The sequence below is a fragment of the Inquilinus sp. 2KB_23 genome (assembly GCF_052115705.1).
Taxonomy (GTDB): domain Bacteria; phylum Pseudomonadota; class Alphaproteobacteria; order DSM-16000; family Inquilinaceae; genus Inquilinus; species Inquilinus ginsengisoli_A.
On record NZ_JBFRHF010000018.1, the window covers coordinates 127,107 to 142,095 of the forward strand.

The 14,989-nt window shown below is 69.5% G+C and carries 12 protein-coding genes; 8 read left to right on the plus strand and 4 right to left on the minus strand.

All coding sequences use genetic code 11. The annotated features are described in order from the left end of the window. Positions 1-35: 35 nt before the first annotated feature. The 8 genes from AB4112_RS22700 to AB4112_RS22735 all read left to right on the plus strand — a co-directional run bounded on the left by AB4112_RS22700 (position 36) and on the right by AB4112_RS22735 (position 7,552). Positions 36-1,502 (plus strand): ATP-binding protein, encoded by a 1,467-nt coding sequence (locus AB4112_RS22700; RefSeq protein ID WP_309798756.1) that lies wholly within the window; start codon positions 36-38, stop codon positions 1,500-1,502. A gap of 99 nt (positions 1,503-1,601) precedes the next feature. Continuing rightward, positions 1,602-2,663: a phosphate ABC transporter substrate-binding protein PstS gene (gene pstS / locus AB4112_RS22705; protein ID WP_309798757.1), complete on the plus strand. Its 1,062-nt coding sequence runs from the start codon at positions 1,602-1,604 to the stop codon at positions 2,661-2,663. A gap of 114 nt (positions 2,664-2,777) precedes the next feature. After that, positions 2,778-3,728 carry a phosphate ABC transporter permease subunit PstC gene (gene pstC, locus AB4112_RS22710; protein ID WP_309798759.1) on the plus strand — a complete coding sequence of 317 codons (951 nt, stop codon included), beginning with the start codon at positions 2,778-2,780 and terminating at the stop codon, positions 3,726-3,728. 6 nt (positions 3,729-3,734) lie between these two features. After that, complete coding sequence (gene pstA / locus AB4112_RS22715; protein WP_309798760.1) at positions 3,735-4,598, plus strand: phosphate ABC transporter permease PstA; 864 nt, start codon at positions 3,735-3,737, stop codon at positions 4,596-4,598. A gap of 5 nt (positions 4,599-4,603) precedes the next feature. Then, positions 4,604-5,437: a phosphate ABC transporter ATP-binding protein PstB gene (pstB, locus tag AB4112_RS22720; RefSeq protein ID WP_441723187.1), complete on the plus strand. Its 834-nt coding sequence runs from the start codon at positions 4,604-4,606 to the stop codon at positions 5,435-5,437. A gap of 26 nt (positions 5,438-5,463) precedes the next feature. Then, a complete protein-coding gene (gene phoU, locus AB4112_RS22725) occupies positions 5,464-6,195 on the plus strand; it encodes a phosphate signaling complex protein PhoU (RefSeq protein ID WP_309798762.1) in 732 nt (243 codons plus the stop codon). Further along, complete coding sequence (gene phoB / locus AB4112_RS22730) at positions 6,192-6,899, plus strand: phosphate regulon transcriptional regulator PhoB (RefSeq protein ID WP_309798764.1); 708 nt, start codon at positions 6,192-6,194, stop codon at positions 6,897-6,899. The genes phoU and phoB overlap by 4 nt, the downstream gene beginning before the upstream one ends. A 68-nt stretch (positions 6,900-6,967) precedes the next feature. Further along, positions 6,968-7,552, plus strand: a complete 585-nt coding sequence (locus AB4112_RS22735; protein WP_441723189.1) for a class I SAM-dependent methyltransferase — start codon at positions 6,968-6,970, stop codon at positions 7,550-7,552. Positions 7,553-7,629: 77 nt separating this feature from the next. Here the strand turns inward: AB4112_RS22735 and AB4112_RS22740 are convergent, their stop codons facing one another. The 4 genes from AB4112_RS22740 to AB4112_RS22755 all read right to left on the minus strand — a co-directional run bounded on the left by AB4112_RS22740 (position 7,630) and on the right by AB4112_RS22755 (position 14,609). Further along, on the minus strand, positions 7,630-8,940 hold the full coding sequence (locus tag AB4112_RS22740) for a transglycosylase SLT domain-containing protein (RefSeq protein WP_441723191.1): 1,311 nt from the start codon (positions 8,938-8,940) through the stop codon (positions 7,630-7,632). Between the two features lie 148 nt (positions 8,941-9,088). After that, the gene (locus AB4112_RS22745; RefSeq protein WP_441723193.1) at positions 9,089-11,569 is read right to left on the minus strand and encodes a bifunctional acetate--CoA ligase family protein/GNAT family N-acetyltransferase; all 2,481 of its coding nucleotides are present in this window, start codon (positions 11,567-11,569) and stop codon (positions 9,089-9,091) included. Between the two features lie 79 nt (positions 11,570-11,648). Beyond that, positions 11,649-12,197 carry an inorganic diphosphatase gene (gene ppa, locus AB4112_RS22750; RefSeq protein WP_309798771.1) on the minus strand — a complete coding sequence of 183 codons (549 nt, stop codon included), beginning with the start codon at positions 12,195-12,197 and terminating at the stop codon, positions 11,649-11,651. Between the two features lie 126 nt (positions 12,198-12,323). Further along, entirely contained in the window at positions 12,324-14,609 is a 2,286-nt protein-coding gene (locus AB4112_RS22755) for an NADP-dependent malic enzyme (protein ID WP_441723196.1), read from the minus strand. Between the last annotated feature and the right edge of the window lie 380 nt (positions 14,610-14,989).

Sequence of the window (14,989 nt, forward strand, 5' to 3'; positions counted from 1 at the left end):
CGCGGTATCCTAGGCTCGCTGCTCGAGGCGCGTGCATGGCCGGTCCGATCTACCGTCATCTGCTTGGCATCGGCGCGATCGCCGTCCTGGTGATCGCGGCGCTGTTCCTGTCGGCGGGGGCGGGGGGAATCGGCGTCTGGCTGGCTGCGGCCGGCGTGCTGGCGGTGGTCGCCGTCGCCGGCCTGTTCGCCTGGCGCCTGCTGCGCGACCTCGAACTGCTGCGCCGCCACATCGCGGCATCGACGGTGGAGGCGCCGGAGACGCCGCCGCGGCCGTCGACCGAGATCGGCCAAGTGCTGTTCCTGCACCTGTTGCGGCTGCAGCGCCACGCCCGCGGCCGCGAGCGCACCCTGGCGGTCGAGCTGCAGACCGCGTCGGAGATCCTGGAGGCGCAGGAGGACCCGATTCTGGTGCTGGCCGGCGATCGCAGCGTGCTGCGCGCCAACGGCGCCGCCGGGCGGCTGTTCGGCGACCGGCTGCTAGGCCGCGACATGGCGGACGCCATCCGCCATCCCGAGATCGTGGCGGCGGTCGATGCGGTGCTGGCCGGCGGTGCGGTGCAGACCGTGCCCCTGAACCTGCCGGTGCCGATCGAACGGGAGTTCGAGGTCCGCATCCAGCGCTTCGAGCGCCGCGACACCGCGGTCTCGCCCGAGATCGTCCCGCCCGAGGCGGCCCATCGCGAGCCGGGCGGCGGGCCGGAGCCGGCGCTGCTGGTCACGCTCTACGACCTCACCATCTCCAAGCGCATCGAGCAGATGCGTGCCGATTTCGTGGCCAATGCCAGCCACGAGCTGCGCACGCCGCTGTCCAGCCTGATGGGCTTCATCGAGACGCTGCGCGGCCCGGCGCGCGACGACGTGGCCGCGCGCGAGCGCTTCCTCGGCATCATGCAGGCGCAGGCCGAACGCATGTCGCGGCTGGTCAACGACCTGCTGTCGCTGTCGCGGATCGAACTCGACGAGCATGTGCCGCCGACCGGGCGGGTGACGATCGGCCCGCTGCTGCAGGCAGTGGCCGACGCGCTGGAGCTGAAGGCTCAGCGCAAGAACCAGCGGCTCGAACTCGACCTGTCGCCCGACCTGCCGGCAGTGGTCGGCGATTCGGACCAGCTGTACCAGGTGTTCCAGAACCTGGTGTCCAACGCGATCAACTACAGCCGGCCGGATTCGGTGGTCGGCATCTCCGCCCGCACCGTCCAGGAAGGGCGGCGCCCGGGCCTGGTCGTCACCGTCACCGACCAGGGCGACGGCATCGCCAGGGAACACCTGCCGCGGCTGACCGAACGCTTCTACCGGATCGACCCGGCGCGCAGCCGCGCCGTCGGCGGCACCGGCCTCGGCCTCGCCATCGTCAAGCACATCGTCAGCCGCCATCGCGGCCGGCTGGAGATCGACAGCGAGGTCGGGCGCGGCAGCGTCTTCACGGTGCACCTGCCCGCAGCACCAGGCGCAAAGGCCGGCGGCCGGGCCCTTCATAAAACTGTAACCGAATTGTCGTAAAAGCTTCGGTGCCGGCGTCTATAGCCTGCGGACGGATACGGCCTTCGCCGTTCGACCGGCGACATTCCGGGTCGCCGCCACCCACCACAGGAGATCCCCGTGAAGCTCTTTTCACGATCCACCCTTCGCGGCGCGGTGATCGGCGCTGCCGCCATGCTCCTCGGGGGCACCGCCATGGCCGCCGACATCACCGGCGCCGGCGCCACCTTCCCGGCCCCGGTCTACGCCAAGTGGGCGGACACGTATAAGAAAGAGACCGGCGTCGGCCTGAATTACCAGGCGATCGGTTCCGGCGGCGGCATCAACCAGATCAAGGCCAAGACCGTCACCTTCGGCGCCTCCGACATGCCGCTGAAGGCCGAAGACCTGGATGCCGCCGGGCTGGTCCAGTTCCCGATGGTCATGGGCGGCGTCGTGCCGGTCGTGAACATCCCGGGCATCGAGCCGGGCAAGCTCGTGCTCGACGGTGACACCATCGCCGAGATCTATCTCGGCGAGATCACCAAGTGGGATGACGAGAAGATCAAGAAGCTGAACCCGGACCTCAAGCTGCCGGGCACCGACATCGCTCCGGCCTACCGCGCCGACGGGTCGGGCACCACCTTCCTGTTCACCAACTACCTGTCCAGCGTGAACGCCAAGTTCAAGGACACCATCGGCGCCAGCACCTCGGTGCAGTGGCCGACGGGGCTCGGCGGCAAGGGCAATGCCGGCGTCGCCGGCGCCGTCCAGCAGACCGAAGGCGGCATCGGCTACGTCGAATACGCCTACGTCAAGCAGAACAAGCTGACCTATGCCCGGATGGTCAACAAGGACGGCAAGACGCTCGAGCCGACGATCAAGACCTTCCAGGCCGCCGCCGCCAACGCGGATTGGGCCAACGCTAAGAGCTACTACGTGATCCTGACCAACCAGCCGGGTGCCGAGAGCTGGCCGATCACCGGCGCCAGCTTCATCCTGATGTACAAGCAGCCGCAGGATGCCGCGGCCGCGGCCACCGCACTGCAGTTCTTCGCCTGGGCCTACGGCAAGGGCACCCCGGAAGCGGAAAGCCTCGACTACGTGGCGATGCCGGAAGCGGTTGTGACCATGGTTCACAAGACCTGGGCCGACAACATCAAGGCCACCGACGGCAAGGCGATCTGGACCGCGTCCAAGTGATCGCAGCCGGTTCCTGATCGATACGGCACCGTGCGGGTCACAACCGGCCGCACGGTGCCGCCTGCTTCCCGGGCAAGGTGATTTATGGTGGATGCGACGTCGCAGAACATCGGAATGCGGATCGGTGCGGGGGTCGCCCGGCGCCAGCGCACGGCGGATACGATCTTCCGCCTGGCCACGCAGTCCTTCGCCGTACTGGTCCTGATCCTGCTCGGCGGCGCCATCGTCTCGCTGACCGTCGGCGCGCTGCCGGCGCTCCAGGCCTTCGGCCCCGGCTTCTTCGTGGATCCGACCTGGCAGCCGCCGAAGGAGATCTTCGGTGGCCTGGCGCCGATCTACGGCACCGTGGTGACCTCGGTCATCGCCATGATCATCGCCGTCCCGGTCAGCTTCGGCATCGCCGTCTTCCTGACCGAGCTGTGCCCGCCGATGCTCAAGCGGCCCTTCGGCATCGCGATCGAGCTCCTGGCCGGCATCCCCAGCATCATCTACGGCATCTGGGGCTTTCTGGTGCTGGGGCCGGTGCTGCAGCAGACGATCCTGCCTTTCCTGAAGGCGACGCTGGGCCAGCTTCCGGGCATCGGCTTCCTGTTCTCCGGCGTGATCTACGGCCAGGGCATCTTCACCGCCGGCATCGTCCTGGCGATCATGATCCTGCCCTTCATCACCGCCATCACCCGCGACGTGTTCGAGACGGTGCCGCCGCTGCTCAAGGAATCCGCCTACGGGCTGGGCGCGACGACCTGGGAAGTGATGTGGAAGGTCGTGCTGCCCTACAGCCGCACCGGCGTGGTCGGCGGCGTCATGCTCGGCCTCGGCCGGGCACTGGGCGAGACCATGGCGGTCGCCTTCGTGGTCGGCAGCGCCATCAAGATCAACGCCTCGCTCCTGGCGCCGGGCACCACGATCTCCGCGACCATCGCCAACCTGGCCAACTCGAATCCGAGCGAACTGCTGAACTCGGCCCTGCTCGCCCTCGGCCTGGCGCTGTTCGTCATCACCTTCATCGTCCTGGCATTGGCCAAGCTCCAGCTCATGCGGCTGCAGCGCAAGGCAGGGAGCTAGACCGCCATGCAGATCGCCTCTGCCCGCTACGCCCGCCGCCGGGCGACCAACGCGGTGATGCTGACCATCTCCCTCGGCGCAGCGCTGTTCGGACTGCTCTGGCTGGTCTGGATCCTGGCGACGCTCTTCATCAACGGCGTCGGGTCGCTCAGCGTGACCCTGTTCACGGAATCGACCCCGGCGCCGGGCTCCGACGGGGGCGGGCTGCTGAACGCGATCTACGGCAGCTTCCTGATGACGCTGATCGGCACGGTGATCGGCACCATCGTCGGCATCATGGCCGGCACCTACCTCTCGGAGTTCGGCAAGACCAGCCGCCTCGCCGAGGTCATCCGCTTCGTCAACGACATCCTGCTCAGCGCCCCGTCGATCGTGATCGGCCTGTTCGTCTACCAGGTCCTGGTCGCGGGCCTGTTCGGCCACTATTCGGGCTGGGCTGGGGCGGTGGCGCTGTCGATCATCGCGATCCCGGTGGTGACCCGCACCACCGAGGACATGCTGCGGCTGGTGCCGAACACCCTGCGCGAGGCGGCGTCGGCGCTGGGCTCGCCGCAATGGAAGGTGGTCACCCAGGTCTGCTACCGCGCCGCGCGCAACGGCATCATCACCGGCGTCCTGCTGGCGATCGCGCGCATCAGCGGTGAGACGGCGCCGCTGCTCTACACCTCGTTCAGCAGCCAGTTCTGGAGCGCGGACATGGGGCAGGCGATCGCCAACCTGCCGGTGACGATCTACCAGATGACGCTGAACAGCACCGATCCGCGGTCGGTCGAGCTGGCCTGGAGCGGGGCGCTCCTGATCACCGTGACGATTCTCCTCCTCAACATCATCGCCCGGGCGCTCTCCTCGCTCGGCAGCAAGCAGGGCTGACGGTCATGACAGGCAATGGTGCGCAGGTGACGACGCTCGACATGAACATCAACGTCGACCGCCCGACCGGCCTCGGCCGCGACCTCCGCGAGAAGGTCACGGTCCGCAACCTGTCCTTCTTCTACGAGGACCATGAGGCGCTGAAGAAGATCAACCTGCCGCTGTACGAGCGCTGCGTCACCGCCTTTATCGGTCCCTCGGGCTGCGGGAAGTCGACCCTGCTGCGCATCCTGAACCGGATGTACGATCTGTACCCGAAGCAGCGCGCCACCGGCGAAGTGCTGCTGGACGGCCAGAACATCCTGGCGCCGAAGCAGGACGTCAACCTGCTGCGCGCCCGGGTCGGCATGGTGTTTCAGAAGCCGACGCCGTTCCCGATGTCGATCTACGACAACGTCGTCTTCGGCATCCGGCTGTACGAGAAGCTGGACCAGGCCGAGATGGACAGCCGGGTCGAGGCGGCGCTGCGCCGCGCCGCGCTGTGGGACGAGGTCAAGGACAAGCTGAAGAAGAGCGGCACCAGCCTGTCCGGCGGACAGCAGCAGCGCCTGTGCATCGCCCGCACCATCGCGATGCGGCCGGACGTGCTGCTGCTCGACGAGCCGACCTCGGCGCTCGACCCGATCTCGACGGCGAAGATCGAGGAGCTGATCGACGAGCTGAAGACCGACTACACCATCGCGATCGTCACCCACAACATGCAGCAGGCGGCCCGCGCCGCCGACTTCACCGCCTTCATGTATCTCGGCGAGCTGGTCGAGTTCGGCGAGACTTCGGAGCTGTTCACCAGCCCGAAGAACGAGCGGACGCACAGCTACATCACCGGCCGCTTCGGCTGAGCTCCCGGTCAGGAAGGGTCCGCACCATGGCTAATGAACATATCGTCAAATCCTTCGATCAGGAGCTCGAGGCGCTGCGCCGCACCATCGTGCAGATGGGCGGCCTGGCCGAAAGCCAGCTCGAGCTCGCCATCCAGGCCGTGGTCCGCCGCGACGCCGACCTCGCCGGCCGGGTGGTGCGCAGCGACGAGCAGATGGACGCCTACGAGACCTCGATCGACGCCCAGGTGGTGCAGATCCTGGCGCTGCGCCAGCCCTTCGCCGGCGACCTGCGCGAGGTGGTCTCAGCCCTGCGCATCGCCTCGGACCTGGAGCGGATCGGCGACTATTCCGCCAACATCGCCAAGCGCTCCCTGGCGCTGGCCCAGGTGCCGGTGGTCCGGCCGGTGGCGACGCTGCCGCGCATGGGCCGGATGGTGCAGCAGATCATCAAGGACGTGCTCGACGCCTACACCGAGCGCGACCTGGAGAAGGCGTTGTCCGCCTGGCGCCAGGACGAATCGGTCGACGACCTCTACACCAGCCTGTTCCGCGAGACCCTCACCTACATGATGGAGGATCCGCGCAACATCACGCCCTGCACCCATGTGCTGTTCATCGCCAAGAACATCGAGCGCATCGGCGACCACGCCACCAACATCGCCGAGCTGATCCACTTCCTGCTCACCGGCAAGCCGATCAAGGATGCGCGCCCCAAGGGCGACTCATCCTCCTTCACCGTCGTCATCCCCGAGGCAAAGTCGGAGGATAGCCCATGAGGGCCGGCATTCAGCCGCTGGTTCTGGTGGTCGAGGACGAAGTCGACCTCGTCACCCTGCTGACCTACAACCTGGAGCGCGAGGGCTTCCGCGTCCTGGCCGCCTATGACGGCGAAGAGGCGCTGCTGCTGGCCAGCGAGCAGCGCCCCGACCTGGTGCTGCTGGACTGGATGCTGCCGCATCTCTCGGGCATCGAGGTCTGCCGGCAGCTGCGCCGCGGCGCCAAGACCCGCGACATCCCGGTGATCATGCTGACCGCGCGCGGCGAGGAAGGGGACCGCGTCCGCGGCCTCGATTCCGGCGCCGACGACTATGTCGCCAAGCCGTTCTCAACGCCGGAACTCCTGGCCCGGATCAAGGCGGTGCTGCGCCGGACCTCGCCGTCCAGCGCCGGCGACATGCTCAGCTACGCCGATCTCAGCATGGATCTCGGCGGCCACCGCGTCCGCCGCGGCAACCGCGACGTCCATCTCGGCCCCACCGAGTTCCGCCTGCTGCGCCACTTCATGCAGCATCCCGGCCGGGTGTTCAGCCGCGAGCAGCTGCTCGACATCGTCTGGGGCCACGACGTCTATGTCGAGCCGCGCACCGTCGACGTGCACATCCGCCGCCTGCGCAAGGCGCTGAACGACGACACGGAGATCGACCTGATCCGCACCGTCCGTTCGGCCGGCTACTCGCTGGACGTCCAGGCCCAGGCCTGATCCGCCGCCAGGCGGGCTCTTATGATCGTGCCGACCCGTAGTCTCGACCCCGGATTCGGAGGCGTCGCATGAACAAGGATTCCTGGCTGTTCCTTCGGCTGTGGTTCCGGTCGCCGCTCAAGATCGCGGCCTGGGCGCCCTCCAGCCCCGCTTTGGCCCGGGCCTTCGCCCGCCATGTCGACCCGCGGGTCGAGGATCCCGTGCTGGAGCTCGGTGCCGGCACCGGCAGCATCACCGAGGAGCTGCTGGCGACCGGGCTGCCGCCGGAGAAGCTGATCGTGGTCGAGAAGATGCCGGAGCTGTGCGCCGTGCTGCGCCGCCGTTTCCCGGGGGTCCGGGTGCTGGAGGGCGATGTCGCCGACATCGGCGCGATGCTGGAGGCGGCCGGCGTGATCAGGCTGTCGACGGTGGTGTCGACCCTGCCGATCATCTGGTTCCCGCTCGAACTGCAGCGCCGGATCATCGACGCGGCCTTCGCCCGGATGGGCCGGGCCGGCCAGTTCCTGCAGATCACCAACCAGATCCTGTCGCCGCTGCCGCGGCGCAAGCTGGGGCTGCGCGGCCGCCTGGTCGACTTCGTCTGGCGCAGCCTGCCGCCCTCGGGCGCCTGGAGCTATCGCCGCGACGGCAAGGGGATGATCGACGCGACCTGATCCCGGCTTCGGACAGCAAAAAGCCCGCGACGCCGGACCGGCATCGCGGGCTTTTTTGGGGAGCAGGGAGCGCCGGCCTACTTGCCCGGCGCGCTGGGAACGAACCAGCCGGCCGGCAGGCCGTTGGTCTGGCGGCGCGGCTCGCCGGCGTCGGCGACCTGCTGGATCGCCGGGCGGTTGGCCTTGGCCGAGGCCACGCGGACCGGCGGGGCGTCGGGGATCGGCGCCATGCGGGTCGGGGCGGCGGTGGCGCGGACCGGCGGCGCAGCCGGAACCGCCGCCGCGACCCGGACCTCGGGCGCCGGGGCGCGGGCCACCGGCTGGGCGTCCGGGATCGGCGCCATGCGGGCCGGCGGCGGCAGCACGCTGCGCGTCACCGGGGTTGCCGCGGCCACCTGGCTGCTGCCGTCGGGGATCGGGGCCATGCGGACCGGGGCCGGCACCACGACGGTGCGGGCGGCCGGGGCCACGGTGGCGACCTGGACGGCGCCGGCGTCGGGGATCGGCCGCATCTGCACCGGGGCCGGCTGCACCGTCCGGGCGGCCAGGGCGGCCACCGGATTCTGCTGCACGGCGCGGTAGGCGCTCGACCCATCGGGGATCGGCTGCATCGCCGCGACCACGGTGGTGCCGCGCATCGACGAGCCATCGGGGATCGGCTGCATGGCTGCGACCACGGTCGCACCACGCATCGACGAGCCATCGGGGATGGGTTGCATGGCTGCGACCACGGTGGTGCCGCGCATCGACGAGCCGTCGGGGATCGGCTTCATCGCCGCGACCACGGTGGTGTTGCGGGTCGCCGGGATCTGCCGGTCGATCTGGGCCGCCGCGTACTGGGTCATGCGGTCGGGCGCGCTCTTGCCGGGCAGGATGCCGGCGATCTGCGGCGCGATGATGTCCATGTAGCGCCGGGTCTCGCGCGGCAGCGGCCGGCCTTCCTCGACGTATTGGCGATAGCGTTCCGGCCCGGCATTGTAGGCGCCGAGGAAGCCGGGATAGCCATAGAGGTCGTACATGTCGCGGATATAGGCCGCGCCGGCGATGATGTTGTCGCGCGGGTTGTAGGCATCGCCGCCCAGGCCGTGCTGGTAGCGCAGCTCGTCATACGTGCCGGGCATCACCTGCATCAGGCCCATGGCGCCGGCGGTGCTGGTGATCGGCTGGCCACCCTTCCAATGGGTCTGGCCGCCGCTTTCCACCTGCATTACGGCGCGGATCCAGGCCTCGGGCACGTCGAAGCGACGCGACGCCTCGTGAATCTCGGCACCCCAGGGGCCGCTCGCGACCACGGGCTTCGGCTTGGGCGCCTCGGCGCAGGCGGCCAGCAGGCCGGCAAGCAACGCGGTGGCCGCAACAGCCCTGGTCCAGCGGGTTGTCCCTGGCATATTCCCCTCCATGCTCCCCCGAATCGCAAAGACCGACGGCGGCGCCGCAGGCCCCAACATTAACGCAGGCGATTAACGTATACGGATAAGTCCTTCATTCAAAGTACAAAACGCCGACCAGCCTGTCCCCCAGACGGTCGAACAATTGTCAGGAATGCTGACCGAGAGCGGGCAGGTCGTCGAGCGAAATCGTCACATGCACGATGCCGGGCTCGTCGGCCACATCTTCGCGGGCGAAGCCGAGCTCTCCCGCCATGCGCAGCATCGTGACGTTTTCACGCAGCACCTCGCCGTAGATCCGCTTCAGGCCGCGGCTGCGGGCATAGGCGATGATCTCGGTCATCAGCCGGGACCCCAGCCCGTGGCCCTTCAGGTCGGACCGCACCATGATGCCGTATTCGGCGGTCTCGTTGTCCGGGTCGGCGATGATTCGCACGGCCCCCAGCAGCACCCTGCGCCCGTCCTCCTCGGCCTCGGCCACCAGCGCCATCTCGCGGTCATAGTCGATCTGGGTCAGCCGGGCGGCGAATTCGTGGCTGAAGCTGCGCATGGTGCTGAAGAAGCGCAGCCGGACATCGGCCGGGGCCGATCGCTGCAGCATCTCGCGAATCGCCGGCTCGTCCTCCGGCCGCACCGGCCGCAGCACGATCTCGCGCCCGTCGCGCAGCACCAGCCGCTCGACCAGTCGCTGCGGGTAGGGGCGGATGGCGAATCGCGGCGTGCCCGCCGGCAACGGCGGCCGCACCCTGATTTGGGCGTCCAGCGCCTGCACGCCGGCGGCATCGGCCAGCAGGGGATTGATCTCGAGCGCGGCCACCTCGGACAGGTCGGCGGCCAGCTGCGACAGCTTCACCAGGGTCAGGGCGATGGCGTCGAGGTCGGGCGGCGGCCGGCCAGGATAGCCCTGCAGCAGCCGCCAGACCCGGGCGCGGGCCATCAGCTCGCGCGCCAGCACGGCGTTCAGCGGCGGCAGGGCGACGGCACTGTCGCCCAGCATCCCGGCGGCGGCGCCGCCCTGGCCGAAGCGCAGGATCGGGCCGAACAGCGGATCCTCGCCGATAGCCAGGATCAGCGGGTGCGCCTCCGACCCCGCCGCGCTGCCGGCCGGCGCCACCGGGATCCGATAGGCCTCCAGCACCGACCGGGCCTCCGATTCGGCCAGGGTCGACCGGCCCTCAACCAACGCAGCCGCGATCGCCGCCCGGGCCGCCTCGGTGTCGGGCACGAAATCCTCCGGCAGGGCCGGCGGCGTCTCCATCAGCGACTTTTGGTTCCGGCGATGGCGGGCGAGGTGCATGAACGCCCGCGCCGCCTGGCCGGGGGTGGCGTAGCCGGGGATCCGCGCCTCGGCCAGCAGGCGTCTGGCCGCGACGGCGGCGGCGCCGGTTCCCAGCCAGCTGGTCAGCACGGGCGGCCGCCGGCCGTTGCGCGCCGTCGCCTGCGCCACCGACTGCACCATCGCCCGCGCCGCGGGGATCGGATCGGCAAGCGCGCTGGGACCGTTCAGCACCAGGACGGCATCCTTGCCCGAATCGGCCAGCAACGCATCGAGTGTGCGGGCATAGCGCTCGCCCGTGGCGTCGCCGCGGATGTCGACCGGGCCGATGGCATCGACCGGGTTGCCAAGGCTGTGGCCCGGCAGCGCCACGTCCAGCCGGGCCAGGGTCTCGGGCGACAGGGCCGCCACGCTGCCGCCGGCATCGGCCAGCGCCTCGGCCGCCAGCACGCCGATGCCGCCGCCATTGCTCAGGATCGCCAGCCGCTCGCCGTCGACGCGCAGGCCGCCGGCCAGGGTCTCGACCGCGTCGAACAGCTCGGCCAGGTCGAACACCCGCAGCATGCCGGCGCGGCGGAAAGCGGCGTCGTAGACCGCGTCGGGCCCGGCCAGGGCGCCGGTGCGGCCGGCCTTGATCACCACCACCGGCTTGGTGCGGGCGGCGATGCGCCCGGCCGACATGAACTTCCGGGCCTGGGTGACGGTCTCGACATGCAGCAGGATCGCCCGGGTGCGGCTGTCGGCGGCCAGCCAGTCCAGCAGGTCGCCGAAATCGACATCGGCCATGTCGCCCAGCGACACCGCGTGGCTGAAGCCGATGCCGCGATGGGTGGCCCAGTCCAGCACCGCGGCGGCGATGTCGCCGGACTGGCTGACGAAGGCGATGTCGCCGGCCAGCGGCGCGACATGGCCCAGGCTGGCGTTGACGCCGTGATGCGGGGCCATCAGGCCCAGGCAATGGGGCCCGACGATGCGCAGCAGATGCGGCCTGGCCGCGTCCAGCATCGCCTGGCGCAGCCCCGCCCCCTCGGGGCCCGCATCGAAGCCGGTGGTGACGACCACGGCGGCGCGGGTGCCGCGGGCGCCCAGCTCGGCGATCAGCCCGGGCACGGTGGCCGGCGGGGTGGCGATCACCGCCAGCTCCGGCACCACCGGCAGGGCGGCGACCGAGGGGTAGGACGGGGCCCCGCCGAACGACTGGGTCCGGGGATTGACCGCCATCACCGGGCCGCCGAAGCCGCCGGCGAAGAGGTTGCGGGCCAGCACGGCGCCGACCGAGCCCGGGCGGCGGCTGGCCCCGATCAGGGCGATCGAGGCCGGGCGGAACAGGGCGTCCAGGTTGCGGACCGACATCGCGCGCTCCCGGCAGGGGCCGTCCGCTGAGAGTCGCCCAGCAGGCCGGGCGGCTCAAGGACGATGTCGGTCGGGGTGCTTACTCCGCGGCGGTCTTCTTGTCGGCCTTGGCGCGCTCGATGCCGGCGACGATCATCTCGGCGGCCCGTTGCGGCCCGTCCCAGCCCATGATCCGGACCCACTTGCCCTTTTCCAGGTCCTTGTAGTGGGCGAAGAAGTGGGAAATCTGGTCGCGCAGGATCTCCTGCAAATCCTCGTAGCTCTGCACCTTGGCGTAGTAGGGGTGCAGCTTCGACACCGGCACCGCCAGGATCTTCTCGTCCTCGCCGGCCTCGTCCTCCATCAGCAGCACGCCGACCGGCCGGGCGCGCAGCACGGCGCCCGGCATCACCGGCTCGCGCCCGACGACGATGACGTCGACCGGGTCGCCGTCACCCGACAGGGTATGCGGGATGAAGCCGTAATTGCCGGGATAGGCCATCGCGGTGTGCAGGAAGCGGTCGACGAACATCGCGCCCGACTCCTTGTCGAGCTCGTACTTCACCGGCACCCCGCCCATCGGGTTCTCGATGAGGACGTTGACGTCGAAGGGCGGGTTCACGCCCACCGGGATCTTGTTGATATCCATGACGGCCCTGGTCGTTCCGAAGGGGTATGGGCGCGGACCATAATGCGGACCGCGCCCCAGGGCTAGTGCCGAGGCGTTCCGCCGATGCGGATCACCCCATCTTTTTTGTGCGCTGCAGCGAGGGAACTACCGCCGCTGCGGCAGCGCGTCGTAGGCGGCCAGCGCCGCAGCGGTGACGATCTCGGTCACGGTGGCGCCCATCTGCACCACCTGGGCCGGCTTCTCCAGGCCGCACAGCAGCGGCCCGATCAGCGAGGCGCCGGCCAGCTTCTGGATCATCTTGGCGCCGATATTGGCCGCGTTCAGCGCCGGCATGATCAGCAGGTTGGCCGGGCCGGACAGGCGGGCGAAGGGATACAGCCGCTTCATCAGCTCATGGTCGAGCGCGACCTCGGCGGTCATCTCGCCGTCGTATTCGAAATCGACCCCGCCGGCCTTGGCGCGGGCGTCCATGATGGTGACGGCGTCGCGGATGCGCTGGGTGAACTCCCGCATCGGCTGGCCGAAATTGGAGGAGGAGACGAAGGCCAGCCGCGGCTCATGCCCCAGCGCCCGCGCCTTGGCCGCGGCCTGCAGCGCGATGTCGACCAGCAGTTCCGGGTCCGGCCGCTCATGCACCGTGGTGTCGGCGATCAGCACCGTGCCGCCGCGCACCGTCAGCATCGACAGGCCGAAGGGCACATGGTCCGGCGCCGGGTCGATGACGCGGGTGATCTCCTCGAAGCAGGTGGTGAAGTTGCGGGTCAGCCCGGTGACCATGGCGTCGGCGTCGCCATGCGCGACCATGCAGGCGGCGAAGATGTTGCGGCCCTGGTTGACCATGCGGGCGACGTCGCGCTGCAGCAGCCCTTGGCGCTGCAGCCGGCGCCACACGAAGTCGATGTAGCGCTCGTTGTGGCGCGACAGCCGGGCGTTGTGGATCTCCAGCTCGGCGATGGTGGCCTCGGGCAGGCCGATCCGGGCCATGGTCTCGCGCACCCGCTCCTCGCGCCCGATCAGGATCGGCGTGCCGTAGCCGGCGGCGCGGAAGGCGATGGCGGCGCGGATGGTGCGCTCCTCCTCGCCCTCGGCGAAGACCACGCGGGTGTCGGCCGACGCCACCTTGTCGAAGATCAGCTGCAGCTTGTCGACGGTCGGGTCCAGGCGGCGGCGCAGGCTCTGGCGATAGGCGGCGACATCGGTGATCGGCTTGCGCGCCACGCCCGATTCCATCGCCGCCTGGGCCACGGCCAGCGGGATCTCCTCGATCAGCCGCGGGTCGAACGGCACCGGGATGATGTATTCGGGGCCGTAGCGCAGCCGGCGGCCGGAATAGGCGCTGTCGACCTCGTCCGGCACGTCCTGGCGGGCCAGCCGGGCCAGCGCGTGGGCGGCGGCCAGCTTCATCGCCTCGTTGATGGTGCGGGCGCGGACATCAAGCGCGCCGCGGAAGATGTAGGGGAAGCCCAGGACGTTGTTGACCTGGTTGGGATAGTCCGACCGGCCGGTGGCGATGATGGCGTCGGACCGCACCGCCTTGACCGCGTCCGGCGCGATCTCGGGGTCCGGGTTGGCCAGGGCGAAGATGATCGGCTTGTCCGCCATCGATTTGACCATCTCGGGCGTCATGGCGCCCTTGACCGACAGGCCGATGAAGACGTCGGACCCAGCCACCGCCTCGGCCAGGGTGCGGTGCGGCGTGTCGACGGCATGGGCCGCCTTCCACTGGTTCATGCCCTCGGTGCGGCCCTGGTAGACCACGCCCTTGCTGTCGCACAGGATGATGTTCTGGGCCGGCGTGCCCAGCGACTTGAACAGCTCGACGCAGGCGATCGCGGCGGCGCCGGCGCCGTTCAGCACCATGCGGATGTCGCCGATGGTCCGGCCGGTCAGCTCCAGCGCGTTGATCAGCCCGGCCGCGGCGATGATCGCGGTGCCGTGCTGGTCGTCGTGGAACACCGGAATGTCCAGCAGCTCGCGCAGCCGAGCCTCGATGATGAAGCAGTCCGGCGCCTTGATGTCCTCGAGGTTGATGCCGCCGAAGGACGGGCCCAGGAAGCGCACGCAGTTGACGAATTCGTCGACGTCGCGGGTGTCGACCTCGAGGTCGATGCCGTCGATGTCGGCGAAGCGCTTGAACAGGACGGCCTTGCCCTCCATCACCGGCTTGCTGGCCAGCGCGCCCAGGTCGCCCAGGCCCAGCACTGCGGTGCCGTTCGAGATCACGGCGACGATGTTGCCCTTGGACGTGTAGTCGTAGGCCGCCGCCGGATCGGCATGGATCCGCAGGCAGGGCGCGGCCACGCCGGGGGAATAGGCCAGCGACAGGTCGCGCTGGGTGGTCAGCGGCTTGGTCGCGCTGATCTCCAGCTTGCCGGGGCGGCCCTGGGCATGGAAGGCGAGGGCGTCGTCATCGAGCGATGATGTGGTCATGATGTCCGGCGGCGCTGGGTGGATGCGGGGCCGATCACTGGACCTTCGCGGCAACCGACCGTCAAGCCCTTCCGACTGTGGCTCTTCTGCAACGCCAAGATCTCTTCGCACTGCACCCAAAAGAGGCCGCTTGCGCAACGCAGCGGCAATCCCGTATCTCTCGGCTCTACTCCAATTCCAGGGAGGATCGTGCAATGACCAATGTTCATCTCTACCGCGGCTTTGCCGCCTGAACGTCTGCACGATCAGATCTCGTCGACTCACGACCTGATAGCTTCCCTGCACTGACCTGATCGCTGCCGACACCGCCGGACGGACCCCAACGGGCCGTTTCCGACGCCTCCGCATCCGATCCTCGTCCTTCAACCTTCCACCCCATT